This is a genomic window from Pseudomonas corrugata (assembly GCF_050920615.1).
Taxonomy (GTDB): Bacteria; Pseudomonadota; Gammaproteobacteria; order Pseudomonadales; family Pseudomonadaceae; genus Aquipseudomonas; species Aquipseudomonas corrugata.
Genome location: NZ_CP130434.1, coordinates 1,115,923 through 1,142,535 on the forward strand (window position 1 = coordinate 1,115,923; position 26,613 = coordinate 1,142,535).

A 26,613-nucleotide genomic window follows, 5' to 3' on the forward strand; every position below is an offset into this window, starting at 1 on the left:
ATGAGAATAAATCCCATTAGCGGGGAGGGGGAGGGTCAAAAGTTCAGAGCTTTTGTCTTCTAGACCGTCCGCCCAGCCTTTCTTTCACGACCGCGAAATTAAAAAATCAGGAGTTGCGCGATGGGGGGCACCGCCACGGTCGCCGGCCGTGGTCGCAAACCCAAGCCAACGGCCAAAAAAGCACTCGCCGGAAATCCCGGCAAGCGCGCGCTGAACACAGCAGAGCCGCATTTTTCCACGGTGACGGATATCGATCCGCCGGAGTGGCTGAGCGATCGCGCGGCCACGATGTGGCGGATGTTGATCCCGGAATTGCTCCGTGAGCACGTCGTCGCGCTCACCGATCTACACAACGTCGAGGCGTTTTGCACCGCCTATGACAAGTGGCGGATGGCTGAAGAAGCCGTCCAGCAGTTCGGGATTGTTGTCGAGTCTGCCCAGGGCAGCCCCATGAAGAACCCGGCGCTCACTGCCGCGAACGAATCCATGCGCCAATTGGTTACGTTCGGGTCGTTGCTCGGCTTGGATCCTTCCAGCCGTACCCGAATCATTGGCGGAAACAAGCAAACCTCAACCAACGAGTTCGCCAAATTATTGAGTAGCTGATGGCCAAGACCGCCCACCCAAACGTCGACAAGGCGATGGCTTGGGCGAGAACCGTTTTGAAAGGCAAGTTTCCAGCCTGCCGATACATTCATCAGTCCATTCAGAGGCACTTCGACGACGTCGCCGCGAGCCGGCTCAAGTCGTTTGCGTACAAGTTCGACCCGAAGAAAGCCGAGAAAAAGCTAAAGCTGATGCAGCTTTTGCCGCACACCAAAGGCGAATGGGCGTTCAAGCGGCAGCTCATCACCCTTGAGCCGTGGCAGTTGTTCGGCCTGGCGTGCACCTTCGGTTGGGTAAAGAAGAAGGGCGGCTACCGTCGGTTCCGGGAAAGCTATTGGGAAGTCCCTCGGAAGAACGGAAAGAGTGTCATCGCCGCCGGCGTGGGCATCGGCATGTTCGTTGCCGACAACGAGTTCGGCGCTGAAGTCTATTCCGGTGCGACCACCGAGAAGCAAGCCTGGGAAGTGTTCCGTCCGGCGCGCTTGATGGTCATGCGCTCACCGATGTTGATCGAGGCGGCCGGTATCGAGGTCAACGCCTCGAACATGAACATACCGTCGGATTGCAGTCGCTTCGAGCCGTTGATTGGCAACCCGGGCGACGGTGCGTCGCCCTCCTGCGCGATCATCGACGAGTTTCACGAACACGACAGCGCCGCCCAATACGACACCATGTTGACCGGTATGGGGGCACGTCGGCAGCCGCTGATGTTCATCATTACCACCGCCGGCGCGAACATCGAAGGGCCTTGCTACGACAAGCGCCGCCAAGTTCTAGAAATGCTCAACGGCACGGTGCCCGACCCCGAGCTGTTCGGCTACATCTGGACATTGGACGAAGGTGACGACTGGACCGACCCAAAGAACCTGGCCAAGGCCAACCCGTGCATGGGCGTCTCAGTGTTCCAGGAATATCTGGAAAGCCAGTTGGCCCGGGCTATCCGCTCGGCCCGCTTCACCAACACGTTCAAGACAAAGCACCTGAACTTATGGGTGAGTGCGAAGGCTGGATTCTTCAACGTCGAAACCTGGCGGTCCTGCGAAGACAAGACACTGACCCTGGAGATGTTCGAGGGGCAGGAGTGCATGTTGGGGTTCGACCTGGCGCGCAAGCTCGACATGAACTCGATGGCTCGTCTGTTCTGGCGGGTCATCGACGGCAAGACGCATTACTACTCGATCTCGCCGAAGTTCTGGGTCCCTGAGGATACGGCCAACGACACCGACAACCGGCGGATGGCTGAGCGGTTCCAAGCGTGGATCAACACCGGACACCTGCTTACCACTGATGGCGCCGAGGTTGACTACCGCGAAATTTTGGCGGAGGCGAAGGAAGCCAACCACTTGGCGCCTGTACGGGAGTGCCCAATCGACCCCCACGGGGCCACTGGGCTCTCTCACGATCTGGACGATGAGGGTCTGAACCCCGTCACGATCACCCAGAACTACACCAACATGAGCGACCCCATGAAGGAACTGGAGGCGGCGATTACTGCCGGCCGGTTCCATCACGACGGCAATCCGATCATGACCTGGTGTATCGGCAACGTCATCGGCAAGTTTCTGCCAGGCAATGACGATGTCGTCAGACCAATCAAGCAGGGCGATGACAACAAGATCGACGGAGCGGTGGCCTTGATTATGGCTATTGGTCGCGTCCTGGCGAATGCGCATCCCGAGGAAACGCTCTCCGGCCACATCACGAAACACGGAATCAGGAAGCTCTAATGTCGCTATTCAAGACAATCGGCCGATTCTTCGGCATCAAGGGCGACCCCCAGATAATCGACACGCCTGAGAAACTGGCCCAAGCGCTGGGCACCGGTTACGAAACCACGGCCGGGCAGCGGGTGACAACCACGAGTGCACTACAGCAACTGGTGGTTTTCAATTGTGTTCGTGTTCTGGCCGAGTCAATCGGGATGTTGCCGTGTCGCCTTCTTAAGCAAACGGGAAGGGTCAGGCTACCGGCAGATACCCACAGGCTTTACCCACTGCTCACGATGGCCCCGAACGGCTATATGACCGCCCAGGAATTTTGGGAGTTGCTGGTGGCGTGCCTATGTTTACGGGGGAACTTCTTCGCCTACAAGGTCGTTGCGCTGGGCAATGTCGTGGAGTTGTTGCCGATCAACCCTGACCAGGTAAAGCCAAAGCTGAAGGATGACTGGACCGTCGAGTACACCGTCGAATTCAAGTCCGGGCCGAAGGTCCTGACCCAGGACGAAATCTGGCACGTTCGGCTTTTTACGCTGGATGGGCTGACCGGCTTGAACCCAATCGCTTATGCACGGCAGGCCCTTGGCTTGGGACAAGCCATGGATACCCATGCCGCTAAGTTGTTCACCAATGGCGCAGTAACCAGCGGCGTATTGCAGACCAGCCAAGAGCTATCAGACGACGCCTTTAATCGGTTGAAGACGGAGTTCCAAGGCGAACACATGGGCGTAGCAAATGCCTATAAGCCGATGATTCTGGAGATGGGGCTGGAGTGGAAACCCATCAGTCTCAATGCCCAGGACACCCAGTTCATCGAGTCAAAGAAAATGACCGAGGCGCAGATCTGCGGTCTTTTCCGTGTGCCGCCGCACCTGGTGGCGAGCATGGAAAAAATGACGCTCAACAACATCGAGCACATGGGCATGAGCTTTGTGAACTACTCACTGGTTCCGATCATGACGCGCATTGAGCACCGCATTCAGGTTGGGTTGCTCAATGAAAAGGATCGGCTGACCCATTACGCCAAGTTCAATGCTGGCGCACTGATGCGAGGCGACCTTAAAGGGCGCTATGAATCCTACGGCAAGGGTATTCAGTGGGGAATATTGAGCCCCAACGACTGCCGTGAACTCGAGGATGAGAACCCCCGCGAGGGCGGCGACATCTACCTCACCCCCATGAACATGACCACCAATCCAGAGGCGGCCGGCGATGCAAACAAAACAGCGTCTTGATGTGCCGTTGACCATCAAGTCGGTCAGCGACAGCGGCGAGTTCGAAGGCTACGGGTCCGTGTTCGGCGTTGTGGATAGTTACAGCGACGTGGTTGTACGCGGCGCCTTCGCCGCAAGCCTGGCCAAGTGGAAGGAAAAGGGCCGGCTACCGGCGATGCTCTGGCAACACCAGATGAGCGAGCCGATCGGCATCTATACGGAGATGCGCGAAGACGATGTTGGCTTGTACGTGAAAGGCCGGCTGCTGGTCGACTCAGACCCGCTCGCGAAGCGAGCTCATGGGCACATGCAGGCCGGCAGTCTGACCGGATTGTCTATCGGCTACATGCTCGAGGATGACGGTTACGAATACGACAAAGAGAAGGGCATCTGGATTTTGAAAGGGATTGATCTGTGGGAAGTATCCCCAGTGACCTTTCCTGCCAACGATGAAGCCCGGATCACCGACGTGAAATCTCTGCTGGCCCGCGGTGAAACGCCACCGCCCAGCAAAGTGGAGCGAGCCCTTCGAGAGGTTGGGTTTTCTGGCTCCCAAGCCAAGGCCTTCATGGCTAAGGGCTACGGCGCAGTTTCACCGCGAGAGGCGGGTGCCGACGAAGCACTGAAATCCCTCAAATCCCTGATTGAACGAATGTAAGGAGCCTCTCATGGCTGTTGAAAAGAAAGATATCGAAGAAGTCGCCGATGCCCTGGGCAAGAAGTTCGACGAGTTCAAGGAGAAGAACGACAAGCGCATCGAGGGCCTGGAGGCTGAGAAGGGCAAGTTGTCCGGCCAGGTCGACACGCTCAACGAAAAGCTGAGTGAGTTGGACGAGCTGAAAACCGCCTTGGAGAAAGAACTGGCCGGTATCAAGCGGCCTGATGGCACTGGCACCAAGGCTGCCAGCGAGCACAAAACAGCCTTCCTGCAGTTTGTTCGCAAGGGGACCGATACTGGCCTGGGCGAACTGCAGGCGAAAGCGCTGCAAGTTGGCGTTGAGGCAGACGGTGGCTATGCGGTTCCGGAGGAAATGGACCGTACGATCATTGAGCTGCTGCGCGACACCTCCCCGATGCGCCAGGTCTGCAACCAGATTACCGTCGGCTCGCCGGACTATAAGCGCCTCGTCGCGCTGGGTGGTGCCGGTTCCGGCTGGGTCGGCGAAACTGATCCTCGGCCTGAAACCGGAACTCCTACTTTGGGCCAGATCTCGGCGTTCATGGGCGAGATCTACTCGAACCCTCAAGCCACCCAGACCAGCCTGGACGACATGTTCTTCAATGCTGAGCAGTGGCTGAACTCCGAAGTCGCCCGGGAGTTTTCGGAGAAGGAAGGTAACGCTTTCCTCCTGGGCAACGGCACCAACAAACCGAAGGGGTTGCTGGCTTACCCGCTGCTCACCACGGCTGATGATGTCCGCGCTTTCGGCAGCTTGCAGAAAATCATCTCAGGTTCCGCGGGTGCATTCACCGGCGACACGATGATCGATTTGATTCACTCTCTGAAAGCCGGCTATCGAGCCAACGGCAAGTTCATGATGGGCAACCTCACCGTTGCCTACGTGCGCAAGCTCAAGGACAGCGACGGCAACTATCTGTGGCGTCCAGGCCTCGAGGCGGGTCAACCATCGAGCCTGCTCGGCTACGGCATCACCGAAAACGAAGACATGCCGGATATTGCGGCCGACGCGAATGCCATCGCCTTCGGCGATTTCAAGCGGGCTTACACCATCGTTGACCGCATCGGTACCCGAGTTCTGCGCGACCCCTACACCAACAAACCCTACGTGGGTTTCTACACCACCAAGCGCGTCGGCGGCATGCTCGTCGATTCCCAGGCCGTTAAGGTTCTGACCCTCAGCGCAGCGTAATTGTCCGGGTGCCTTCGGGCACCCTGGCTTCTGGAGGTGTGTATGCCAGTAATTTTGGTAACCAAGGCTTTCCCCTTCGCTGTCGACGGTAACGACGTCGTGCAGGTCGAGGTGGGCGAGCAAGAGGTAACCGACCGCTGCGCTCTTGTTGCCGTCGAGCATTTGGGGGTTGCAACCCTTGTTGGCGGTGCTGTCGAACCTGACCCGCTGAAAATGAAGATTGAAGATCTTCGCGTTTGGCTCACTGGGAAAGGGATCGAGTTCGACCAGAACGCCAAGAAGCCAGAGCTTCAAGCGTTGGTGCCAAAAAATGATTGATCTTGATGTTGTGAAGGCCCACCTGAAGGTCGATCACGACGATGAGGATACGCTGATTCAGGCCTACACGGATGCCGCCCTGAGCGCGTTCGAAACCTGGACCAATCGAAAGTTGATTGACCCTGCAGGAGTGCTGCCGGATCCGGTCGATAACGCCTTGTTCATGACTCCGGCGATTATGCAGGGTGCCTTACTGCTGATTGGGCAATGGTACGTTTATCGGGAGCCGGTGGTTTCGAGCAACACCCAAATCTCCGAGCTTCCCATGGCGACCAGTGCCCTGTGGAAGCCTCATCGCTGGGTCAACATGTAGATAGGCGGGGCACCAAGATGGGATATCGCGAACCGACGATTGGTGAGATGAAGCGCCGGGTTGCGGTCCGGCTTCGCACTGACACTCCGGCAGCGGATATGGGGCTTGATTCAAGCTTTTCTGTATTGAAAGGGATCTGGGCCCGTATTGAACCTGTCGGCACCGCCACCTATACCGATGGTGTTCAGACCGACGTCAAGATAACGCACCGGATCTCCATCAGGCTTTTGAATGGCATCACTGATGCTCATGAGATTGTGCATGTGAGGAAGGGTGCTGGTGGGGGCTATGAGGTCGTTCCGGACACGCCTCTTTATCGAGTGAAGCGCTCGGCGGACATGAACGACTCCAGGCGTTTCACCCTGCTGGATGTCGAAGAGATGAGCCCGGCACAATCGGGGACGGGCATCTATGTCTAACTCCGCATCGATTGACGGCTACCTGCATGTCGAGGGTTTCGACAACTTCGAACGTGACGCCTTCGACAAGCGCAAGATCCGCGCCGGGATGCGCAAGGTGGGCCTGCTCATCACTCAGCGCGCCCAGATGAACCTGGTGTTGGGCAAAGGCCAGGATGGCTATCCGCACAATCGGACCGGCGCTACGGTCGAATCGGTTTCCTTCAAGGTTTCCCGCTCTGGCTTCCTGGTGCGGATATCCCCGACGAAAACCGCTGCGATGGAAGAGTTCTACCCGGCCTATCTGCACTACGGCGTGAAGAAGGGCAGGAGGCTAGGGAAGCTCGCTCCAGGTCAAGGAAAAGGCCGGTCTAATCGAAGGGCGAAGGGTATCAGGGCCGCGGCTCTTGCTGATCGCGCCGCGGGCGAATGGCGCATCAAGCCTCGCGACAACTACATGGCTGATGCCCTGCAAGATTCTTCCGCTCAAGTTCAATCGATTCTCTCAGCCGCATTCGCCGCCGCCCTGGGCTGATCACTGACCCAACGGACCCACGCATGAAACTGAACCCAATCGTTGCCCAACTGCGGCAGACGTGCCCGACCTTTGCTGGCCGTGTATCCGGTGGCATCGACTGGGATGCCGTTGTCGACAGCGCCAAGCTCGCTTTGCCGGCCGCCTATGTCATCGCCACCGCCGACGCGGCGGATCCGAGTAAAGCGCAGAACAGGGTCCTGCAGAACATCACCGACCAGTTCAACGTGGTGATCGTGCTGGATGCCTCAGACGAGCGCGGACAGGAGGATAACGACCTGCTACACGATATCCGCGCCGAGCTGTGGCGCGCTCTGATTGGCTGGGAGCCTGGCCCAGAGTACACCCCCATCGAGTACGGCAAGGGCGCGCTGCTGCACATAAGCCGCGCCCGGGTCGTATATCAGTTCACCTTCTTCTCGGAATTCCAGCTCGGCCGAAACCTGCCGACCGATCCGCCAGAGACCTGGCAAGAAGTCACGCTCGACGGCCTGCCGGGCTTCACCGGCGCAAACTTCAATATGGACTGCATCGACCCGGCAGACCCCAACCTGCAACGACCCGGCCCGGACGGGCGCATCGAAGCACATTTCACTGGAGACGTAACACCATGACCAATCGCATCACTGTGGTGCCGGCCTCTGGCCGTTCTGTGCCCGACCCGGAGGCCGCTGACCTGTTGCCATCGGAAGGCCGGGAAGTTCCCGACAACGCCTGGTGGCGACGCCGTCTGGCTGATGGCGACGTAACGCTGAAAGCCGAAAAGGCCACATCCACCAAAGCCGGCGCGCCGGCGAAAGCTGAGGAGGCGCAATAATGGCTATCGGATTCAGCAACATCCCGGCCGATATCCGGGTGCCGCTGTTTTACGCGGAGATGGATAACTCGGCGGCCAACAGCGCCTCGTCGGCCATGCGCCGCCTGATTGTCGCCCAGGTCAACGACGATGCCACCAGCGAAAGCATCGGCCAGCTGGTGCTGGTGTCCAGCGTTGCGCTGGCAAAGAGCCTTGGTGGCCAGGGCTCCATGCTTGCCGCGATGTACGACACCTGGCGCAAGGTCGACCCGATTGGCGAAATCTGGTGCCTTCCGTTGCAGGACGATACCGGCGTGGTGGCAACTTCGACGATCACCATCACCGGTACGGCCACAGAGGCGGGCCTGCTGAACCTGTACGTCGGCGGTGTCCGTGTGCAATCTGTTGTCACCTCTGGCGCTACCCCTACGGTGGCGGCGGCTGCGCTGGCTGTGAAGATCAACGCCACGCCCGACTTGCCCGTCACCGCTGCTGCCGTTGCCGGCGTTGTCACGCTGACCTGCAAATGGACCGGCGAAAGCGGCAACGATATCAGCATCCTCATGAATCGCCTGGGCAAGTCCAATGGCGAAATGACGCCGGCCGGGCTGACCGTGGTCGCCACCGCAATGACCGGCGGCGTCGGCGTGCCGGACCAGATCGATGCCACCGCTGCGTTGGGCGATGAGCCTTTCGAATTCCTGTGCATGCCCTGGTCGGATACCACCAGCCTGGACGCCTGGAAGGATGTAATGGACGACAACACCGGTCGTTGGTCCTGGGCCAAGCAGTTGTTCGGCCATGTCTATAGTGCCAAGCGCGGCACCCTCGGCACCCTGGTGGCCGCCGGCCAAGCGCGCAACGATCAGCACGTCACGATCCAGGCCGTCGAGGCCGGTGTGCCCCAGCCGGTGTGGGTGCAGGCCGCTGCCCTGGCCGCCCGCACGGCGGTATTCATCTCGGCGGATGCGAGCCGGCCTACCCAAAGCGGCAGCCTGCCGGGCCTGGACCCGGCACCGGCCAGCGAGCGGTTCACCCTGACTGAGCGGCAATCGCTGCTGACCTATGGCCTGGCCACGGCCTACTACGAGGGCGGGTATGTGCGCATCCAGCGCTCGGTCACGACCTACCAGAAGAACGCTTACGGCCAGGCGGATAACTCCTACCTGGACAGCGAGACCATGCACCAGTCGGCGTTCATCATCCGCCGGATGCGCAGCGTGATCACCAGCAAGTACGGCCGACACAAGTTGGCCAGCGACGGTACCCGTTTCGGTGATGGTCAGCCGATCGTGACGCCTGCGGTCATCCGTGGCGAGCTGATCGCGCAATACGCCAAGCTCGAGCTGGAAGGTCATGTGGAGAACGGCGAGCTGTTCGCGCAGCACCTGGTGGTGGAGCGTGACACGCAGGACCCGAGCCGGGTCAACGTGCTGTTCCCGCCTGACTACATCAACGGGTTGCGTATCTTTGCGTTGCTCAACCAGTTCCGCCTGCAGTACGACGAGGCGGCGTAATTCCGACCCACGACACCCAGCCCGCCTAGCGCGGGCTTTTTCATTCTGGAGATACAGACCATGGGTCAAAAAGTAGCAGGCACGGTTTACGTCAAGGTGGACGGCGAGCAGCTGACCATCACCGGCGGCGCGGAAGCCCCACTGATGGACAGAAAGCGGGAGACGGTTTACCCGGGCTTCTACAAGGAAGAAAAACTGACGCCTTACCTGAAGATGACGGCGATCCACACGCCGAACTTCCCGATCAAGGCCCTCACCAACGGCCGTGACATGACCATTACCTGTGAGTTCAGCAACGGTTCGGTCTACGTGCTGGCCGGGGCATACCTGGTTGATGAGCCTTCGGCGAAAGGTGACGACGGCACCATTGAACTGCAATTCGACGGCATCAAAGGGAGCTGGCAATGAGTCATGTACAGAAACTTCAGGTTGCGATCGAGGCTCATGGCGAGCCGGTGACCGAGCTCACCTTGCGCAGGCCAACGGTGCAGGAAGTCCGGACGATCAAGGCCCTGCCGTACAAGATCGACAAAAACGAAGAAGTCAGCCTGGATATGGACGTCGCGGCCAAGTACATCGCGGTCTGCGCCGCCATCCCGCCGTCGTCGGTCAACCAGTTGGACCTGGCCGACCTCAACGCACTGAGCTGGGCCGTCGCAAGTTTTTTCATGAGTGCGGCGTCGCAGCCATCGGCGACCTGATTGCAGCCGCTTACGACCTGGCCTGGTTCTGGAAGGTTGACCCCGAACAGATGATGGCCAGGCCATTGGATGTGCTCCGCGAATCCCTGGAGCACGCCCAACGAATTAACGCAGCCCAGCAGGTGCAGTGATGGCGGACAAGTTCCAGCTCAAGGCGTTGATCACCGGCGTCGACAAGCTGTCGCCGACGCTCGCCGGGATCCGCAAAAATGTTGCGGGTTTCCGCAAGCAGATGAACAGCTCCGGCCTCGGCAACATCGGCTTCAAGGATCTGATTCAGGGCGGTGCGTTTGCCGCACCATTCATTGCCGGCGCAAAAGCTGCGATGGAATTCGAAACGGCCATGGCCGACGTGAGGAAAGTTGTCACATTCGATACCCCGCAACAGTTCCAGCAGATGGGGCAGGATGTCCTGGACATGTCTGAGCGCCTGCCGATGGCTGCCAATGGCATCGCCGCAATTGTTGCGGCCGGTGGCCAGGCCGGCTTCGCCGCCGGCGAGCTCAAGCGGTTCGCCGAAGACGCCGTAAAGATGGGCATCGCTTTCGACCAGACCGCCGAACAATCGGGCGACATGATGGCGAAGTGGCGGACGTCCTTCAAACTGACCCAGCCTGAAGTCGTGGCGCTGGCGGACAAGATCAACTACCTCAGCAACGTGGGTCCGTCATCGGCGGCGCAAATTTCTGACATCGTGACCCGCATCGGCCCGCTCGGCGCTATTGCCGGGTTGGCATCGGGGCAGATTGCGGCCATGGGTGCCACCCTGGCCGGTGTTGGGGTGCCCAGCGAAGTGGCCGCCACGGGTATGAAAAACTTCATGCTGGCGCTGACCAAGGGTGGCTCGGCGACGAAGCAGCAGGCCAAGGCCTTCAAATCTCTGCGCCTGGACGTGAAACAGCTGGCCAAGAGCATGCAGAAGGATGCTCAGGGCACCATAGAAGATGTGTTGGGGCGCATTGCGAAGGTCGACCCGGCCAAGCAGGCCGGACTGTTGACTGAGCTGTTCGGAACCGAATCCGTTGCGGCAATCGCGCCGCTGCTCACGAATCTGGATTTGCTGAAGTCGAGCTTCGATGCTGTCGGCACGAAGGGCAAGTTTGCTGGTTCGATGGAGGCTGAATTCTCCGCGCGCTCCAAGACCACAGCGAACGCTATGCAGCTGCTGACCAACAAGGTCACGCGGCTGGGCGTGGAGGTGGGCAGTGCATTGCTACCTCCATTCAACGACGTCATGACCCTGGTAGGTCCGCTGGTTTCCAAGCTGGCATCGCTGGCGGCCGAGCACCCTGGCCTGATCAAGGGCGTGTTGGGCGCCGCCCTTGCCTATGGCGTGTTGAGGGTGGCTGTTACCGCGGGCATGTGGGCCATGAAGCTGTTCGACGGCGTGACGAAAAAGTCTGTCGTTGGGCTCGTTGTGCAGGGCATTGCCCTGGCGGCAGGGTTGCTGATTGCCAACTGGTCCACCGTGGCGCCGTTCTTTCAGAAAATTTGGGAAGTTATCCGGGGGCCCGTGCTCAAGGCCTGGGAGTTGTTCAAGTCCTTCGCAAACTGGGCACCGATATCCTTGATCACGGATAACTGGGGCCCGCTCACGGACCTGTTCGCCGCACTGTGGAACCTGCTGGTGGCGCTATCTACCCCGGCCATGGACTTCCTGAAGACCATGTTCGACTGGTCGCCACTGGGCATGATCGTCAATAACTGGGAACCGATCACGGCCTGGTTCAAGCAGCTGTGGGAAAAGCTCAGGCCGATCATCGAGCCGATCATGCAGTGGTTCGGCGGCGGGGAGGGCGGCGAAGGGATCATCCAAACCGCAACCAACAAAGTGAACGCCTTCACTGAGGCCCAGCAGAAGCGCAACGCCGGCGCCGGCGGTGGCACCGGTGAGCTGCTGCTGTCTGATGCTGCTCAGTCCGCCCAGGCACGCCAGGCGATGAACAACCAGGCCTTCGGCATCAACAACAACCAGCTGTTGCAGCAGACGGCCGCCAACAACGCGCAGAAGCTCAACGGTGAACTCAACATCAACCTGAACGGCGCCCCACCGGGCACCACCATCGAACGTCCGAAAACCAACCAGCCTGGGCTGAACATCAAACCAAACGTCGGTACCCGTACCGTCGGCGTCATGAAGGGGTAGTACATGGATCGCACATGGCGCGATGACCTGCTGCCGGCGTCGTTCCGCGGGATCAGCTTTCTGATCCCTCAAACGTCGGTACCGGTCGGGCTCAAGGGGCAGCTTCACGAATACCCTCAGCGGGATGAGCCGTTCTTTGAGCAGCTCGGCAAACAGGCCCAGGTCCACACGATGACGGCTTGGGTGATTGGCGACGATTGCTTCGAGCGGCGTGACAAGCTGACCGAGGCGCTGCAAAAGCCTGGACCGGGAGAGCTGGTCCATCCTTGGCTTGGGCGCATGCAGGTCAAGGTGGGCGATTGCAAGTTGTCCCACGAGCTGACCTCCGGCGGCATGGTGAGCCTGGAACTGACGTTTTATCCGGACAAGCCACTGACCTTTCCGACCGCCAAGGTCAACAGTCAGCAGCAAGTGGTGAAGGCCTCCGACAGTCTGCTGGACTCGGCCCTGACCCGTTATAAGGCGGCCATGGCGAAAGTCGATCAGGCCCGGCTTGGCCTGCTCCGGTTGCGCAACAGCCTGTCGAACGTCTACGTGGTGATCCAGCAGCAGTTCGCACCATTCGTTGGCGTGTTCACCAACCTGTCGGGCTTCGTGCAGTCGCTGATGAACGCTCCGGACTCGCTGTCGTCGTTGTTTTCCAGTTACTTCAGGGATTTTTCGCTGCAGGACAGTGCTTTCTCAGACACCAGCAACAGCTACCGAAACGCGATAGCCACGGCTACCCAGCAAGCGGAGGCGGTGACCAGCATCAATACCGTCCCGCAGGTGGGCGGTGTCGACTCAGTGGCGGCATCACAGGCCACCGCCAACTTGGTGCAGGACGCGCTGTTGGTCCAGGTCGCGCTGATCATCAGCGAAATGCCGATCGCATCGCAGCCCGTGGCCACAAGCTCGACCCCGGCGGTTGAGCAGCAGGCGGTATTGACTGTGGTGCGCCCTGAGGTTCCAGTCGCTGACGATGTGATCGAGCTGCGCGATGGTTTGGATGAGGCCATCTATCAGGCCTCGCTCAAGGCCGATCCGGCCCATTACGTGGTGCTGAACACGTTGCGTCAGGCCCTGGTTAAGCACCTCACGGCCGTGGCCGAGTCCGGCGTCAGGCTGGTGGACATCACGCCGCCGGAAACCATGTCGGCGCTGGTGCTGGCGTACCGGCGCTTTGGTGATGCCACGCGCTCGACCGAGGTGGTCCAGCGCAACAGGATCCGGCACCCGGGCTTCATCCCGGCGGTGCCGATCAAAATAGCCCAGAGGTAACCCATGGCCGAAGATCAAAACACTGTCAGCCTCACCGTTGACGGTTTGGACTACTCCGGTTGGAAGTCGGTGGAAATCACCGCCGGTTTGGAGGATCAGGCCCGTTCGTTCTCCCTCAGCATTACCTGGAAGTGGCCCGGCCAGGACGTGTCGGTGCCCATTCGCCAGGGCGCCAAGTGCCAGCTTCGTATTGGTGATGACTTGGTGCTCACCGGCTGGGTGGACAAAACGCCGATTGACTATACCCACGACCAGATCACAACCACCATCAGCGGTCGTTCGCTGACGGAGGATCTTGTGGATTGCGCCGCGGTGAACCAGCCGGGCCAGTGGAACAACCAGAGTGTGCTGACGATCGTCAAGGCGCTGGCTGCGCCCTACGGGATCAGCGTGCGTAGCGAGATCCCCGAAGGGGCGAAGCTGTCAGACCATACGATCGAGCCGGGCGAAACGGCGTTCGAGTCCATCGACCGGTTGTTGACTTTGTTTCGTGTGTTCTCTACCGATGATGCCCGGGGCATGGCCGTGCTAGCGCGCCCTGGCAGCGAGGGCCGTGCCTTCGACCATTTGGAAGTTGGCAAGAACATCCTCACCGGCGGCGCGCCGCTGGATTTCTCCGGAGTGTTTTCCGAATACCGGGTGCTCGGGCAAAAGAGTGGAACGGACGATGAGTTCGGCGAGGCGGCTGCCGAAGTGTCGGCGGTGCTCACCGACGATCGGACGACCCGCAAGCGGGTGCTGATCATTCAGGAGTCTGGCCAACTGACCGCTGAGCTTGCCCAGGCCCGGGCCAACTGGGAGCGCGGTACCCGCATGGGCAAGGCGCTGTCGACCACCTACACCGTCCAGGGCTGGCGACAAACCAACGGCGCGTTGTGGAAGCACAACACCCTGGTGCGGGTGATCGATCCGATCATTGGATTTGACCGGGTGATGCTCATTGCCCGCGTCACCTACACCCTGACGGAACAGGGCATGATCACCAAGCTTGAGGTGGGGCCGCCCGACGGCTTCGAGCCGGAGCCACAGGACCCGCACAAGAACCGCAAGTTGAAGAAGGGCGGCAAGGCCGACAACTTCGAATACCTGATTCCTGCCGATTACGAGCCCAAACAATGACCGTGAAAAATATGCTGGCCCGCGGCACCGTGGTGCTCGTGGACGCCCTGAAGAAAATGCAGTCCCTGCAGATGCGATTGACCGCCGGCGAGTTGAAGGACAACGCCGAGCACTTCGAGGCCTATGGCTTCACCAGCAACCCGCTGGCGGGCGCCGAGGTACTGACCGCCTTCATCGGTGGCGACCGGTCCCATGCGGTGGTGCTGGTCGCCGCTGATCGCCGGTACCGCATCCAGGCCATGCAGCCTGGTGAAGTGGCGATCTACACCGACGAGGGCGACCGGATCCACTTCAAGCGCGGCCGAATCATCGACATCGAGACCGGGACGCTGAATATCAAGGCGTCCGTCTCGGTGAACTTCGAAACGCCAACCGTCACCCAGACGGGGCAGATCGTGTCCCAGGGCGACCAGGTGGCGGGCGGCATCAGCCAGATCAATCACGTCCACACCAATACGCAACCGGGCACCGGCCAAAGCGGCGCGCCTGCGGCAGGTGGTTGATGAGTACTCAAAGCGCCGTAGAGTCGGCGCTGATTCGTGCTGTGATCATCAGCCTGTACACCTGGCGCCGGGCGGAAACAGACGATCCGGTAGACGACGATGAACTGTACGGCTGGTGGGGTGACAGCTATCCGGCGATCGCCGATGACCGCATTGGTTCGCGTCTGTGGTTGCTGCGCCGGGTCAAGTTGACCGACGCCACCCAGCGGGATGCCGAGTTCTATGCAGATGAGGCCCTTCGGTGGTTGATCGATGACGGGCAGGTCCTGGACATCGCCATCAGCAGCACCCGGGCAGACACCAATCGGTTGAACCTCAGCGTGGTCCTGACCATCCCGGACGGCAGTCGCCTGGAAATCCCACCCACCCCTTCATGGCAGGTGATCTATGCCGTTTGAAACGCCTTCGCTGCCGGTGCTGGTCGACCGTACCCAGAGCGACCTGGCCAGCGATACGCTGCGCCGTTCTGATGCCCAGGTGCTGGCCAGAACACTGGCCGGCACCGCCTACGGCCTGTACGGCTATCTGGACTGGATTGCCGAGCAGATCCTGCCCGACCGGGCAGATGAAGAAACGCTGGAGCGAATCGCGCTGCTGCGGCTGTCTCAGCCAAGAAACCCGGCACAACCTGCGTCTGGCGCCGTGTCCTTTGTGGCGGTGGCCGGTGCTGTAGTGGATGCCGAAACCGTGCTGCAGGCCAGGGACGGACGAACTTACCGGATGACCGCCAACGTCACCACAGTTGCAGGGCTCAATACCGGGGCGGTGGAGGCGGTGGACGCCGGCACGCTCGGCAACGCTGATGCAGGTTTGCAACTGACCCTGGTGCAGCCAGTCGCTGGTGTGACCAACAACTTTACCGTGCTGGCGCCTGGGCTGACGGGGGGCATCGCTCAGGAGAGTATTGAGTCGCTTCGCGCCCGGGTGATTCGTTCGTACCGTCTAGTGCCACATGGTGGGTCCGCTGCCGATTATGAAACCTGGGCGCTTGAGGTTCCCGGCGTCACGCGGGCCTGGTGCCGCGGTAGCTACCTTGGCCCAGGCACCGTTGGTTTGTTCGTCATGCGCGATGGCGATGCCGAACCGGTGCCGAACCCGGCGCAACTGGCAGAGGTGAAAGCCTACATTGAACCGCTGCGCCCGGTGACCGCCGAGCTGTACGTTCTGGCCCCGGTGGAGGTGCCCGTGAACTACAGCATTCACCCGGTCCCGGACACCACCGCGGTGCGCGCCGCGATCCAGGCTCAATTGATCGATTTGCACGACCGCGAAGCGGGCCTGGGCGAAACCTTGCTGCTCACGCACATTGCCCAGGCCATCAGCGGTTCGGCGGGTGAAACGGACCACGACCTGGTTACACCGACCGCCGATGTGCCGGCCGGCACCAATGAGCTGCTGACCTTTGGGGGTATCACATGGCTGTAGCCCGAACAGCCGATCAGTATCGGCAACAACTGAGCGGCCTGTTGCCGTCCGGTCCCGCCTGGGATCCTGAGCGGGTCCCGGAAGTCGCGTTGATTCTATCCGGCGTGTCGTTGGAGTTTGCTCGGCTCGATGCTCGCGCCGTTGACCTCCTGAACGAGATGGACCCCGCCGGCGTCAGTGAACTGGTACCTGACTGGGAAGCCATCATGGGCTTGCCAGATCCATGCCTTGGCCTTAACCCCGCCTTTGAAGACAGGCGCCTGGCGGTGCGCCGTCGGTTGATCGAGGTCGGCGGCCAGAGCCTGTCCTACTTCATCGACATCGCGGTCGGCCAAGGCTACCCCGATGCGACCATCACAGAACATCGAGCGCCCCGTATGGGGCGTTCTCGTTTTGGCGTGGCGCGGTTCGGTACCTGGAACGCTCAGTTCATGTGGACCCTGAACACGGGAGGTCGCCAGCGGCAGGGTCGGCGCTTTGGCGCGAGCTATTGGGGTGAGCGGTTCGGGGTGAACCCCGGGAATCCGCTCGAGTGCCAGATCCGGCGCGCAGCGCCTGCGCACACGACCGTGCAAATCAATTACAACTGAGGGATGAAGCGTGGACTTTCCGAAAAGCACACCGAGCGTTGGGCTGGTCGATGGGAAATTTGTAGATGAAGACCAGGTCGCAGGGACACCTGGTTCGTTGATTCCTGCTCAATGGGGCAACGCAGTCACTGAAGAACTGTTGAACGTCATTGAGTCCGCGAGCTTGACCCCGGACGAGGACAACAATGCCCAGCTACTGGCGGCCATCAACGCGAAGATTACAGCTGCAATTCCAGTGTCGCCGCCGGACGCTTCTACTACGGTCAAAGGGCTTGTTGAGCTGGCGACTGATGCAGAAACTCAAACCGGGACGGACGCCCAGCGTGCAGTAACGCCAGCGGGGCTCGCATCCCGTACCGCCACTCAGACGCGTGCTGGGATTGTTGAGCTCGCTACGGCCGCTGAAACTCAAACCGGAACAGACGCCCTAAGGGCCGTGACCCCAGCTGGACTAGCGTCTATCGCGACAACTTCAGCGCTTGACTCCACGACTGGAAGACTTGCGCGGATTGGCGACTTTGGTCTCGGTGGAATAGGTCCTGATGCTGCAAACGTAGACACCATCGCCGCATCAGGTGTTTACACCGTGTCGGCAGGGACTGGCGGAACTCTGCCTTCGCCAGGATTGCTCGGAACATTGTTGCATTTGGAGCGCAACAGTTCCCAAGGCCGTACGCAGATCCTTGCTGACTCTTCTGGAGTGCTGTGGAGCAGGACTACAGTGTTTGGCACTGGTGCTTGGCGCGCTTGGGCTACCATCACTCCAGGCCAGGCCACTACCTCTACTCAAGGTATTGTCGAGCTTGCGACAAGCGCAGAGTCGGTTACAGGAACAAGCCCGACATTATGCGTTACTCCTCAGGGTCTTAGTGCAGCAATTTTAGCAAGCGCCCCTGTTGGAACTCTCGGACAAGCATGGCAGGACCTAACTGCTAGTCGGGCAGCAAATACTACGTACACAAATAGCTCAGGAAGGGCAATTGAAGTAGTAGTCATGCGAGGGACGAGTTCAGGCGGCGCTAATTCATCGACTTTTTTGATTGATGGAGTACAGGTACATACAATTAGTTCATCCTCTACGATAAACGTATTTAGTCTGACCTTCACGATACCGTCCGGGTCTACCTATCGCCTTAACCTTACTGGCCTTGGAAGCCTGGTAGGCTGGTCTGAACTTAGAACATAAGGAGAATAAAATGCGCTATTTATTCGAATCAAAAGAAGGAGAGGTGTTTGAATTCTCATATGAACAAGTTGACGAAGGGTTATGCGCCGGCTTGCGAAAAATGACTGATGCCGAAACAAAATCCTATTTGGCGGATAATTCCGCAGAAGAGGAGGCTCAGTGATGGCTTCAGACTCAGAGGTATTTGAAGCAATACGCATACAAATCCTGGGTGATATTCAAGAGCGCGTTACCGCTCTTGAGGAAACGGCTCCCCCAGCGGAAGGCGGATCAGAAATTCCTGTCGATATAGCCGATCAACTTGCGGCAAAGGTCGATAAAGTGCTCGGCATGGGCTTGTCCGCAAACGATTTCACCGAGGATGCTCGGGCCAAGTTGGCGGCGTTGCCCTTGGAAACCATCACCGACCCGGAAACGCAGCCGACTGGAAGCGCATCGGGCGTTACAGCATTGGTGGGAAGCTCTGGCTTCAACTCCAATCCGATCTCGGGCGATCCATACCATTTGCTCGAGGTGAACAACAACAACACCGGCAAGCAATGCGTTCGGATCAACAGCTACGGCGCCTCCAGCTACGGCAACAACGTTCATTTTTGCCGATACTTCGGTACCCAGGCGGCGCCAAGCGCCATCGGTTCCGGTACGTTCTTGATGTCCACTGGCTACCGTGGGCATGATGGGACCGGCCTATCCCAAAGCGCTGCCGCATTCCAGGTGGCGGCCACCGAGAACTGGACAGCGGGCGCCCACGGGATCCGCTTCCAGTGGGAGGTGACGCCTAAGGGCAGCACCACGCGAAAGCACATGATGGAGTTGGATGCCGGGTCACTTTATGTGAATGGTTCGGTTGGCGTGGGCAAGGCGGTTGCGCCCTGGCACTCTAATTACCGAGTTGTTGAGCTGGGTGGAGTGTCGGGCTGCGCGATCCGTGGACACGTTTCAGATGCTGAGCTGACGCTGACCAGCAACGCCTACTACGACACGGCTTACAAGCGCGGCATGACTGGCGGCGCTTCGGCGTATCAAATGACCGACGGCTCGCACGCCTGGCTTGTCGCTGTCTCTGGCTCGGCTGGTGCAGCGATCACGTTCAAGTCGGCCATGACGCTTGCTTCTGACGGAATCCTTCGCATGGGCAAGGACACGACCACCGGTCGCTCCATAAATGCTGCGGGGACTGTGAACGCCAGTGGTGCCGACTATGCGGAATACATGCGCAAGAGCGATGCCTGCGGCGATATCGAAGCCGGACAGGTCGTAGGGATCGACGCTGGCGGCTTGCTCACTGACAAGTGGGCGGAAGCGATTTCGTTCATTGTGAAGTCGACGGCGCCGGCCTATGTTGGCGGGGATGATTTCGACCCGTCCGAGATTGCGCAGTACGACCGCATGGCGTTTGCCGGTCGCGTTCCGGTCAATGTGATTGGCGCTAAGCCAGGCGACTACATTGTTCCGACCGCCGATGGGAACAGGATCATAGGCAGCGCGGTCAGCGCCCCAAGTTTCGAGCAGTATCGCGCCGCCGTCGGTCGGGTAATTTCGATGGCAGAAGATGGTCGAGCAATCGTAATCGTTAAACCCGCCTGATCATCCGAGCATATTCACTTCGCTAGCCTGGTTCTCACAACTCCAAAAACTCTTGAAGCAATTGAGCGACTTAGCTGTTTGTTCTCGGCGTAGCTGGCAATTGCTTTTGCTAAAGCAACTGACATGCAAATTGCGGCCATGCTTGCGAGCAGTGAAAGCGATACAGAGCCATATATCATGGTCTGAACCGCGCCGAGAATAAACAGCATAACAGGGAAGTGGATTACATATAGCGTGTACGAATAGCAGGCGTGACTATGGAATATCGTCGGAAATCTTGCGCCACCTCCCATGATCAGTGCCATAAAGCAAGCGAACCATAATCCCGAAACCAGCCGGAAATGATTCATTCGATCAAGCCATATGCCTTTTCCAAGCGGATCGGCAAACAGAACCAGGACAACGGCTGCCAAAGTTGCTACGGTCAATATCGCAAATAGCACCCCGAATAGGCGGTTATCCATTTCAGGTCTGCGCTGATGAAAAAATGCGAGGCCAAATCCTGCAAACCATATCGGCGCGAGCATAAAGAACAGCTGATTTTTTCGTGTGACAAGAACGGTCGTCACCAGCAGCGCGATGGACACCAGCTTGCGAGAAGGCCACGCGAATAGTGCTGCCGCGACAACGTAGTACCAGGCCTCAAGCGACAAGCTCCAAAGCGGGCCGTTGGCGGACGGTGTGCTGGTTTTGAATTCATTCAGGAACGCCAGCGCGGCGAACAACTGTTTGGCGATAACCGCGAACTCAGTGCGAACGAATGTTGCGCCAGGGATGGATATGAACTGCTGAGTTCCAGAAGGAAATAATAAAGGGGCCAGTGCTGCCAGAAGTACCATCAAAACGATTGCCGCGATCAGCGGTGGATAAAGCCGCAGCGCCCGGTCTCTAGCGTATTGCGCAATGCTGAACTCATTGTTTTTTGTGATGTTGTTGCAGACTGATTTCCCGATCAGGAAACCGCTAAGCACGAAGAAGACCATTACGGATAGCTGAGTGAAGAACCCAACAAATGTTGATCCTGACTTTAGCGTCGGCAAAAGCATTGTCTGGTTTGTGTGTCCCAGGAGCACCACGAATGCTGACAGTGCTCGAATAGAGTCAAGTTGCCGTGATTGATCAGGAGTGATTCGAGACAAAGTTAAGACTTCCATTTCATTAATTGTGTCATTCCCGATACATCATACGTGCAGCACCGACGCCCGCCAACCGCGGGCTTTTTTATGTCTGGAGAAATTGTTCATGACCGTATCCGAAAAAGACCGCGACATCCTGGCCCGCACGCTGTGGGGCGAGGCCCGCGGCGAAGGGCTGGCCGGCCAGATCGCTGTGGCCTGGGCCATCCGCAACCGGGTGGAAGATGGCCGGGCGAAGTCCTGGTGGGGCGAAGGCTACGCCGGTGTTTGCCAAGCGCCGTACCAGTTCAGCTGCTGGAACAAGAACGACCCGAACTATCCCTGCCTGAGCGGCGCGAAGCCGATCCCGCCGAAGCAGTTCGCCCAGGCCCAGCGGGCGGCGGACCTGGTTATCTCCGGCGCAGAGCCGGACCTGACCAAGGGCGCGACCCACTACTACGCCACGACCATGCCCAAGGCTCCGGCTTGGGCTGCCAAGGCAACCCAGACCCTGCGCCTGGGCAATCACCTGTTCTTCAAGGACGTGCCGTGAACCCCGTGGTCGTGAAGGCCTGGGCAATCGGCTTGCTGGTGGCTGTGCTGCTGGCATTCGGTGCAGCGTGGAAGGTCCAGGACTGGCGTTACGGGAAGCAATTAGCGGAGCAGGCCGGTCTGCACAAGGATGACCTCACCGCCATCAGCAACGCAGCCGCCACCCAGGCCCGGGCCGAGCAGGGCAAACGCGTCGCACTCGAGCAGCGGCTTTCAGCCAGCGAACAAACCCACTACAAGGAGCTGAGCGATGCTCAAACTAATCAGGCTCGTCTGCGCGATCGCCTTGCCACTTCTGATTTGCGGCTGTCAGTCCTCCTCGAGGATCCAGCCAGTTGCAGCGCAGTGCCTGCCACCGCCGGCGCCGGCGGCGTGGTTCATGGAGGAGCAAGAGCCCAACTTGACCCAGCGCATGCTCAAAGAATTGTCGCCATCACCGACGACGGCGACCGGGGGCTGATCGCGCTGAAGGCGTGCCAGGCGTATGTCAGGGGATTAAATCAGCAATAGGGCGGATCAGCTCAGGCCCCTCGTTGCGAGTGTTGCCAACTGCCTGGTCTACCTTAAACCACTCGAAGGCCTCGGCCGGCTCGCCCTGGTGGAGGACCATCTGTTCGGCGCGCTCCGTTGGCGTAGCCGGGTCCAGCCATTCTCTAGCAAGCTCCGGATTCAGGACCACGGGCCGCCGGTCGTGGACATCGATCAAGCCGCCCTGGCTGTCGGCGGTGATGATGACGAAGCCATCGTGTTCCTTCGGCTCCCGGCCTGCTGTGGGGAATTGGCCGATGGCTGCGCAGAAGATCGGCGCCCGGTCCCGCCGGCGGATCAGGTAGGGCTGTTTCTTCGGGCCGCCTTCATCGACCCACTCGAACCAGTTGTCTATCGGGGTGATGGCTCGGTTCGGCCAGATCGATCGGTAGAAGGGGCCATGGGCGACTTTCTCAACCCGGGCATTGATCGGGGCGGCACGGTCTTTGGCCCAGTAAGGCCGCCAGCCCCAACGCACCAGGTCAGCGTGTAAGCTGCCGCCCTCCTGATGGAAGAGGGCGAGTTGCTGCGAAGGCGCTGCGTTGTACCGCTCCAGTTGATCGCTCACCGTGTTGACCATGGCGTTGGGCATGCTCAACACGGCCGCGAAATCATGGATGCCGGTATACTGCGAGAGACGTCCGCACATAAGTTCTCCGGGGCTGGTCAGGATCGATTCTTCCCTGTTCGCACATCCGGAAGGCGATCACCTTCAAAGACCTTAAGCCGCTTGTATAATTCAGCTATTAAGGCGTCCTGGCCCAAGAGTTCCGACCGAGTGCTGTTAGAGAGTTCCGTATTTTCCCGGTATTGATCGCTCAGTTTCCGCCTAATTTTTGCCAGCTCAGCCCGAAGCCGGGCGCACTCTTTTACCTCGGCCGCATGCATTTCTATCAAGCCGAAGATGTCCTGGCGGGCCTTGCGAAGCTGGGTGGTCAGCTCCTGCACTTCGTTCTCCAGCATGAGACAGGAGTGCCTGTACATCTCCAGAGGAGTAGGGCAGCCCAACCAATCGCCGGTGTCTTCAATATCTAGCGGATCCACGGGTAACGCCTCAAGCTTTACTGTTTGGATATACAGTAATCGAGGCGCTAGGAAACCGGCGAGGACTCGCCGACGAGCAGCGTACTGTCAGTCTGGAGAGCTTATTACCGCCAAGGCCATTTTGATGAACTCATCATTCTGAACGAGTGTATCTAGGGCGCCGTGCACATTGGCAGCGACCACGGCCGAGCCGTTGAGAGCGACCCAGTTGGACAGCTCCATGATGGCAGCCTCGAGCGCAAGCTGGTTTTCGTTGATCTTGGAAAGCAGTTGGGGGAGCAAATCGAGGTTGTGCATTATTGTCTCCTACTTCGTAGGAATAGCGTCGCCGTTGGGACTGCCGACTACCGGCACCGGTGTTTTGGGGGTGGCTGGAGGAGCCGGTCAAGCTCACGTGAGATATGGGTGGGTGAATTCGATATTCCGATTCTTGGTTGACCAGTAGCGCTGCGCGCCGCTTCGGTGCTGTAGAAATTTAGAATGGGTGTAACGCTGGCCTCAGCCTCTGCGTCAATCAATGCTTGAAGTTTTTCCGCGTGGACTCTCAAAGGTCCGAAGCTACGCACACAGGGTATACGGCCTTCCTTTGCAAGGCGATAGGCGGTGGTGCGGCCGATCCCTAGCAGAATTGCAGCCTGCGTAATCGATATGAGCGTCATTATATTTTGATTCCGGTTCATCCAGCCATCTACGGCCTAGATTTCATATGTGAAATAGCCCGTCAACTCAACGGTAGGCGACTGATGCCTGACGGTGGGTTGCGCTTCCGGCCTGCCTTCGGCAACTTGTTCTCGCCATCCCGGTATGCGCGTAGAAATTCCCGTACATCATCCTTGAGCCAGCAATGTCTGGTGCCCATCTTGAAACCTCTCGGTAGCCAATCGACGCCGCGGCGAATTCCTTCTCTTATCGAGGCCTCGGTTCGGCCGAGCATTTTGCCTAGGCCTGCTACATATACGACCTCACACTCATCGTCCACAGGCAACCTCCCCAGCAACGTATGCTTAGATCCTGATTAGAGCTTCCGTTTTCGTTTGCCCAAGATCGTCTCTATCAATCTTTCAAATTCTTCCTTGGTTGCGTGAGCGTGAGCCGCTTTCCTAGTGGCCGCTCGGGGCTGTGCTCGCGGGATTGGCTGTGCAGCGGACCCCGACTGTTGTGTTGGTGAGCGGATCGACGGATGTTTTTCGATAGCGTTGGCGGCAATGTACGCATCCGCCCAGGCGTCTAGCTCCAGGCGATCGAAGCCGATACCCTGCTTTCCTATCGGGAACTCCTGGACGTTGGGCCGTACGGTCTTGTTGAACACGTCCCGGCACATGCCCAGATAAGTCGGCGCTTGATAAAGCCTAAGTATTCGAGGTTGAACAAGTGGTTTGGTCATGGGCGCACGCTTTCACGCTTAATGGGAAGGTACGGCCCACTCTTGCTGCGCAGCGAGCGTCGGTTCGATTGGATGAACTGGGGCCGTACCTGCGTTTGAGCGTAGCAACCACCAAAGAACTTGTATAACTTAAGCGCTGAGTGGTTAACCACATTGACTACCCTTTCGGACATGCGGAACCCGCCGAATCAGTTCGCCCAGGCCCAGCGGGCGGCGGATCTGGTGATCTCCGGCGCCGAGCCCGGCATCGCCCGCGGCGCGACCCGCTACTACGCGACGACCACGCCGAAGCCTCCGACCTGGGCAATGGGCGCCAAAGCACACGCTCAAACTCGGTCGTCACTGAGTCAATTGCTACAAAGCGTCGAGAACGTCATCAAGTTCGCTACGATCCCACACAGTTTTGGCTAGAAACACACCCATGACAGTTTGCACTTGAGGGATTTCGCGCAAGAGCCCTTGTATAGCACTATATGATGATCCCATTGTGATGACATCATCGAAGACCAACACATGTGGCTTGATGGGGGGGGTGAGTAGGCTACGATCAATCGCGAGCGTCTCTCGTAATTCAGCTGGCGTCAGCCTAGCGCCTAAGTGCTGACTCTCTCGAGTCTCGGTTTGTATTATTAGAGGTCTTATATCTAATGTCGGTTTACGCCTCGCCAAACTTCGCAGAACCCGTAGCATCCGATCATCATAGTCAGCATGAGTGCTTGGTTTCGAACAGGGCATAGGAACTAGAGTGCAGAACTGGTTTACATATTCCAGCTCTAAACAATCGACTAGCACGTTGCCCCAATACTCGACCGCCTTCCCTTTGTAATATAGAGCACCCTTTGCGGCAGTCGGCTTGGTTTTTAAATTCCAAATCTGTTGGTTGGTATCACTTGCGCGAAATCCTCCTTTAGAGGTGTACTCGCCGTAGTGATAACATTCATCTTCGTCTGCCAGCCATCGATATTCGTCATTGTCCAGCTTGGTCAATCTCGTCATCCGTGAGCATTCCAATGATGTCGGTTACGTTCCTTACGCGAACAGCCCCCATCTTTTCAAATCGGGCTGGCCATGTGAGATCTTCTTTTCGAAAGCAGCTATCAAGGATGAACAATTTTCGTTTTTGAGCAAGAGCTGCGCGAGCTTGCACCAGAGTACCGGACGTGTTTCCTGCCTCAACGATTATCGTCGCGCTAGTGAGGGCGGACATTGTGACGTTCCGTGCAGGGAAAAAAAGTCGATTCGTTTTGAAATTCTGGTCTCGGTACCGCAAAAAAGGTACCTGAGAAATGACCAGATGATCGCGAGCAATTCGCTCCTGTAACTCTCTGTTTTCTTTAGGGTAGTACTGGTCTAAAGGGGTGCCGATTACGGCAATGGTATTGCCTCCAGCATGCAGTGCGGCATTGTGAGCCGCCGAATCGATCCCTTTAGCAAGTCCGGATACCACGGTAAATCCGCTTTTTACCAGTTTGTGGGCGATTAGTCCTGCGTTGAATTCCCCTTCCTCAGAGGGGGCTCGGGTACCAACGATCGCAACCGATTTTGTATCGACCAGTTCCCAGTTCCCCTGATAATAGAGAAGCTCGATAGGATGATCAGCATCTCTTAACTTGGTTGGATATTCGCCCGCCCCATGAACCCTAACGCCTACCTTTGACATGAACTCTGGTCCGATTTCGGCCATGAGCCTGCAATGGGCAGTGGACGCATTTCTCTCATCGACCAGGTCGCTAGGGATCGCGCCGGGGTTCACTCGGAACAAATCCGCAAGGTTTGCAAACCAAGCGCCTTGGTTGAGCCATAGCGATTCATACGCGCAGATCTCTTCCAAAGGCACGATCGGCCTGGACTTGAAGAGCTTCATGCCCGCTGCATTAAAATTCATCATTTGAGTTTCTATCGCTGTGTGCATCAGTGCATTGCCTCGCCTATTCCATGAGTAGCCAACGACGTCTTCGACGGGTTGGGGCTGGCGTGTTTTCCGTTACTGATGGCGCACTGTACGCCAAAGGGGAGTCAGTCGTCATCACGATATGACCCTAATCCATTAGGGTAGGAAGGCTCGCAAATGTTTCATCGGATGCAAGGACGCAATCGACCTCGCCTCACGGAAATGTTCCTCATGATTATCGTCGGCTCGTGACATACGACTGCTGTCATAAAGCTGGCATAACCGAGCCAAAACCA

The 26,613-nt window shown here is 58.6% G+C and carries 33 protein-coding genes; 26 read left to right on the forward strand and 7 right to left on the reverse strand.

Features of this window, described 5'->3' with window-relative positions:
* Positions 1-120 precede the first annotated feature (120 nt).
* The 23 genes from QZH45_RS04845 (at position 121) to QZH45_RS04955 (ending at position 19,803) form a co-directional block, all read left to right on the forward strand.
* Positions 121-606: a phage terminase small subunit P27 family gene (locus QZH45_RS04845; protein WP_069018426.1), complete on the forward strand. Its 486-nt coding sequence runs from the start codon at positions 121-123 to the stop codon at positions 604-606.
* Positions 606-2,333 carry a terminase large subunit gene (locus tag QZH45_RS04850; RefSeq protein ID WP_069018427.1) on the forward strand — a complete coding sequence of 576 codons (1,728 nt, stop codon included), beginning with the start codon at positions 606-608 and terminating at the stop codon, positions 2,331-2,333. Before QZH45_RS04845 ends, QZH45_RS04850 begins: the two co-directional genes overlap by 1 nt.
* Positions 2,333-3,559 carry a phage portal protein gene (locus QZH45_RS04855; protein WP_069018428.1) on the forward strand — a complete coding sequence of 409 codons (1,227 nt, stop codon included), beginning with the start codon at positions 2,333-2,335 and terminating at the stop codon, positions 3,557-3,559. Before QZH45_RS04850 ends, QZH45_RS04855 begins: the two co-directional genes overlap by 1 nt.
* The gene (locus tag QZH45_RS04860) at positions 3,537-4,196 is read left to right on the forward strand and encodes an HK97 family phage prohead protease (protein ID WP_069018429.1); all 660 of its coding nucleotides are present in this window, start codon (positions 3,537-3,539) and stop codon (positions 4,194-4,196) included. The genes QZH45_RS04855 and QZH45_RS04860 overlap by 23 nt, the downstream gene beginning before the upstream one ends.
* Before the next feature lie 10 nt (positions 4,197-4,206).
* Positions 4,207-5,409 (forward strand): phage major capsid protein, encoded by a 1,203-nt coding sequence (locus QZH45_RS04865; protein ID WP_069018430.1) that lies wholly within the window; start codon positions 4,207-4,209, stop codon positions 5,407-5,409.
* 42 nt (positions 5,410-5,451) lie between these two features.
* The gene (locus QZH45_RS04870) at positions 5,452-5,727 is read left to right on the forward strand and encodes a HeH/LEM domain-containing protein (protein WP_069018431.1); all 276 of its coding nucleotides are present in this window, start codon (positions 5,452-5,454) and stop codon (positions 5,725-5,727) included.
* On the forward strand, positions 5,720-6,040 hold the full coding sequence (locus QZH45_RS04875) for a head-tail connector protein (RefSeq protein WP_069018432.1): 321 nt from the start codon (positions 5,720-5,722) through the stop codon (positions 6,038-6,040). The genes QZH45_RS04870 and QZH45_RS04875 overlap by 8 nt, the downstream gene beginning before the upstream one ends.
* A 17-nt stretch (positions 6,041-6,057) precedes the next feature.
* Positions 6,058-6,459 (forward strand): phage head completion protein, encoded by a 402-nt coding sequence (locus QZH45_RS04880; protein WP_069018433.1) that lies wholly within the window; start codon positions 6,058-6,060, stop codon positions 6,457-6,459.
* Positions 6,452-6,973, forward strand: a complete 522-nt coding sequence (locus QZH45_RS04885) for a hypothetical protein (RefSeq protein ID WP_069018434.1) — start codon at positions 6,452-6,454, stop codon at positions 6,971-6,973. The genes QZH45_RS04880 and QZH45_RS04885 overlap by 8 nt, the downstream gene beginning before the upstream one ends.
* 23 nt (positions 6,974-6,996) lie before the next feature.
* Positions 6,997-7,587 (forward strand): phage tail terminator protein, encoded by a 591-nt coding sequence (locus QZH45_RS04890; RefSeq protein ID WP_069018435.1) that lies wholly within the window; start codon positions 6,997-6,999, stop codon positions 7,585-7,587.
* Positions 7,584-7,790: a DUF2635 domain-containing protein gene (locus QZH45_RS04895; protein ID WP_069018436.1), complete on the forward strand. Its 207-nt coding sequence runs from the start codon at positions 7,584-7,586 to the stop codon at positions 7,788-7,790. Before QZH45_RS04890 ends, QZH45_RS04895 begins: the two co-directional genes overlap by 4 nt.
* Positions 7,790-9,286 (forward strand): phage tail sheath subtilisin-like domain-containing protein, encoded by a 1,497-nt coding sequence (locus QZH45_RS04900; RefSeq protein ID WP_069018437.1) that lies wholly within the window; start codon positions 7,790-7,792, stop codon positions 9,284-9,286. The genes QZH45_RS04895 and QZH45_RS04900 overlap by 1 nt, the downstream gene beginning before the upstream one ends.
* Positions 9,287-9,346: 60 nt before the next feature.
* Positions 9,347-9,694, forward strand: a complete 348-nt coding sequence (locus tag QZH45_RS04905; RefSeq protein WP_069018438.1) for a phage tail tube protein — start codon at positions 9,347-9,349, stop codon at positions 9,692-9,694.
* Complete coding sequence (locus tag QZH45_RS04910) at positions 9,691-9,987, forward strand: phage tail assembly protein (protein WP_047702032.1); 297 nt, start codon at positions 9,691-9,693, stop codon at positions 9,985-9,987. Before QZH45_RS04905 ends, QZH45_RS04910 begins: the two co-directional genes overlap by 4 nt.
* A 130-nt stretch (positions 9,988-10,117) precedes the next feature.
* Positions 10,118-12,133: a phage tail tape measure protein gene (locus QZH45_RS04915; protein WP_069018439.1), complete on the forward strand. Its 2,016-nt coding sequence runs from the start codon at positions 10,118-10,120 to the stop codon at positions 12,131-12,133.
* Positions 12,134-12,136: 3 nt separating this feature from the next.
* Positions 12,137-13,393, forward strand: a complete 1,257-nt coding sequence (locus tag QZH45_RS04920; protein ID WP_069018440.1) for a DNA circularization protein — start codon at positions 12,137-12,139, stop codon at positions 13,391-13,393.
* Positions 13,394-13,396: 3 nt separating this feature from the next.
* On the forward strand, positions 13,397-14,512 hold the full coding sequence (locus QZH45_RS04925; protein WP_069018441.1) for a phage baseplate assembly protein: 1,116 nt from the start codon (positions 13,397-13,399) through the stop codon (positions 14,510-14,512).
* Positions 14,509-15,015, forward strand: coding sequence for a phage baseplate assembly protein V (locus QZH45_RS04930; RefSeq protein ID WP_069018442.1), 507 nt, complete (start codon positions 14,509-14,511; stop codon positions 15,013-15,015). The genes QZH45_RS04925 and QZH45_RS04930 overlap by 4 nt, the downstream gene beginning before the upstream one ends.
* Complete coding sequence (locus tag QZH45_RS04935; RefSeq protein WP_069018443.1) at positions 15,015-15,413, forward strand: phage GP46 family protein; 399 nt, start codon at positions 15,015-15,017, stop codon at positions 15,411-15,413. The genes QZH45_RS04930 and QZH45_RS04935 overlap by 1 nt, the downstream gene beginning before the upstream one ends.
* Complete coding sequence (locus QZH45_RS04940) at positions 15,403-16,440, forward strand: baseplate J/gp47 family protein (RefSeq protein WP_069018444.1); 1,038 nt, start codon at positions 15,403-15,405, stop codon at positions 16,438-16,440. Before QZH45_RS04935 ends, QZH45_RS04940 begins: the two co-directional genes overlap by 11 nt.
* Positions 16,431-17,030, forward strand: a complete 600-nt coding sequence (locus QZH45_RS04945) for a YmfQ family protein (protein WP_069018445.1) — start codon at positions 16,431-16,433, stop codon at positions 17,028-17,030. Before QZH45_RS04940 ends, QZH45_RS04945 begins: the two co-directional genes overlap by 10 nt.
* A gap of 1,196 nt (positions 17,031-18,226) precedes the next feature.
* Entirely contained in the window at positions 18,227-18,379 is a 153-nt protein-coding gene (locus QZH45_RS04950; RefSeq protein ID WP_155766204.1) for a hypothetical protein, read from the forward strand.
* Entirely contained in the window at positions 18,379-19,803 is a 1,425-nt protein-coding gene (locus tag QZH45_RS04955; protein WP_432783635.1) for a hypothetical protein, read from the forward strand. Before QZH45_RS04950 ends, QZH45_RS04955 begins: the two co-directional genes overlap by 1 nt.
* A gap of 14 nt (positions 19,804-19,817) precedes the next feature.
* Here QZH45_RS04955 and QZH45_RS04960 read toward each other — a convergent pair whose 3' ends face one another.
* A complete protein-coding gene (locus QZH45_RS04960) occupies positions 19,818-20,957 on the reverse strand; it encodes an acyltransferase family protein (RefSeq protein ID WP_069018447.1) in 1,140 nt (379 codons plus the stop codon).
* An 88-nt stretch (positions 20,958-21,045) separates the two neighbouring features.
* Here QZH45_RS04960 and QZH45_RS04965 point away from each other — a divergent pair, with 88 nt between their 5' ends.
* Both QZH45_RS04965 and QZH45_RS04970 read left to right on the forward strand, forming a co-directional pair.
* Positions 21,046-21,471, forward strand: a complete 426-nt coding sequence (locus tag QZH45_RS04965) for a cell wall hydrolase (RefSeq protein ID WP_069018448.1) — start codon at positions 21,046-21,048, stop codon at positions 21,469-21,471.
* Positions 21,472-21,476: 5 nt separating this feature from the next.
* Positions 21,477-21,980: a lysis system i-spanin subunit Rz gene (locus QZH45_RS04970; protein WP_418323287.1), complete on the forward strand. Its 504-nt coding sequence runs from the start codon at positions 21,477-21,479 to the stop codon at positions 21,978-21,980.
* Here the strand turns inward: QZH45_RS04970 and QZH45_RS04975 are convergent.
* The 5 genes from QZH45_RS04975 to QZH45_RS04995 all read right to left on the reverse strand — a co-directional run bounded on the left by QZH45_RS04975 (position 21,958) and on the right by QZH45_RS04995 (position 24,426).
* Positions 21,958-22,647, reverse strand: coding sequence for an SOS response-associated peptidase (locus tag QZH45_RS04975; protein WP_069018450.1), 690 nt, complete (start codon positions 22,645-22,647; stop codon positions 21,958-21,960). The genes QZH45_RS04970 and QZH45_RS04975 overlap by 23 nt on opposite strands.
* Before the next feature lie 17 nt (positions 22,648-22,664).
* Positions 22,665-23,042 (reverse strand): hypothetical protein, encoded by a 378-nt coding sequence (locus QZH45_RS04980; protein WP_069018451.1) that lies wholly within the window; start codon positions 23,040-23,042, stop codon positions 22,665-22,667.
* An 87-nt stretch (positions 23,043-23,129) separates the two neighbouring features.
* Positions 23,130-23,339 carry a hypothetical protein gene (locus QZH45_RS04985; protein ID WP_047698624.1) on the reverse strand — a complete coding sequence of 70 codons (210 nt, stop codon included), beginning with the start codon at positions 23,337-23,339 and terminating at the stop codon, positions 23,130-23,132.
* 47 nt (positions 23,340-23,386) lie between these two features.
* Positions 23,387-23,722, reverse strand: a complete 336-nt coding sequence (locus QZH45_RS04990; RefSeq protein ID WP_081325358.1) for a helix-turn-helix domain-containing protein — start codon at positions 23,720-23,722, stop codon at positions 23,387-23,389.
* 335 nt (positions 23,723-24,057) lie between these two features.
* Entirely contained in the window at positions 24,058-24,426 is a 369-nt protein-coding gene (locus QZH45_RS04995; RefSeq protein ID WP_069018452.1) for a hypothetical protein, read from the reverse strand.
* Positions 24,427-24,579: 153 nt separating this feature from the next.
* On the opposite strand from QZH45_RS04995, the gene QZH45_RS05000 reads away from it, so the two are divergent.
* A complete protein-coding gene (locus QZH45_RS05000) occupies positions 24,580-24,837 on the forward strand; it encodes a hypothetical protein (RefSeq protein WP_237140469.1) in 258 nt (85 codons plus the stop codon).
* A gap of 556 nt (positions 24,838-25,393) precedes the next feature.
* Here the strand turns inward: QZH45_RS05000 and QZH45_RS05005 are convergent.
* Entirely contained in the window at positions 25,394-26,314 is a 921-nt protein-coding gene (locus tag QZH45_RS05005) for a DNA-processing protein DprA (protein ID WP_069018454.1), read from the reverse strand.
* Between the last annotated feature and the right edge of the window lie 299 nt (positions 26,315-26,613).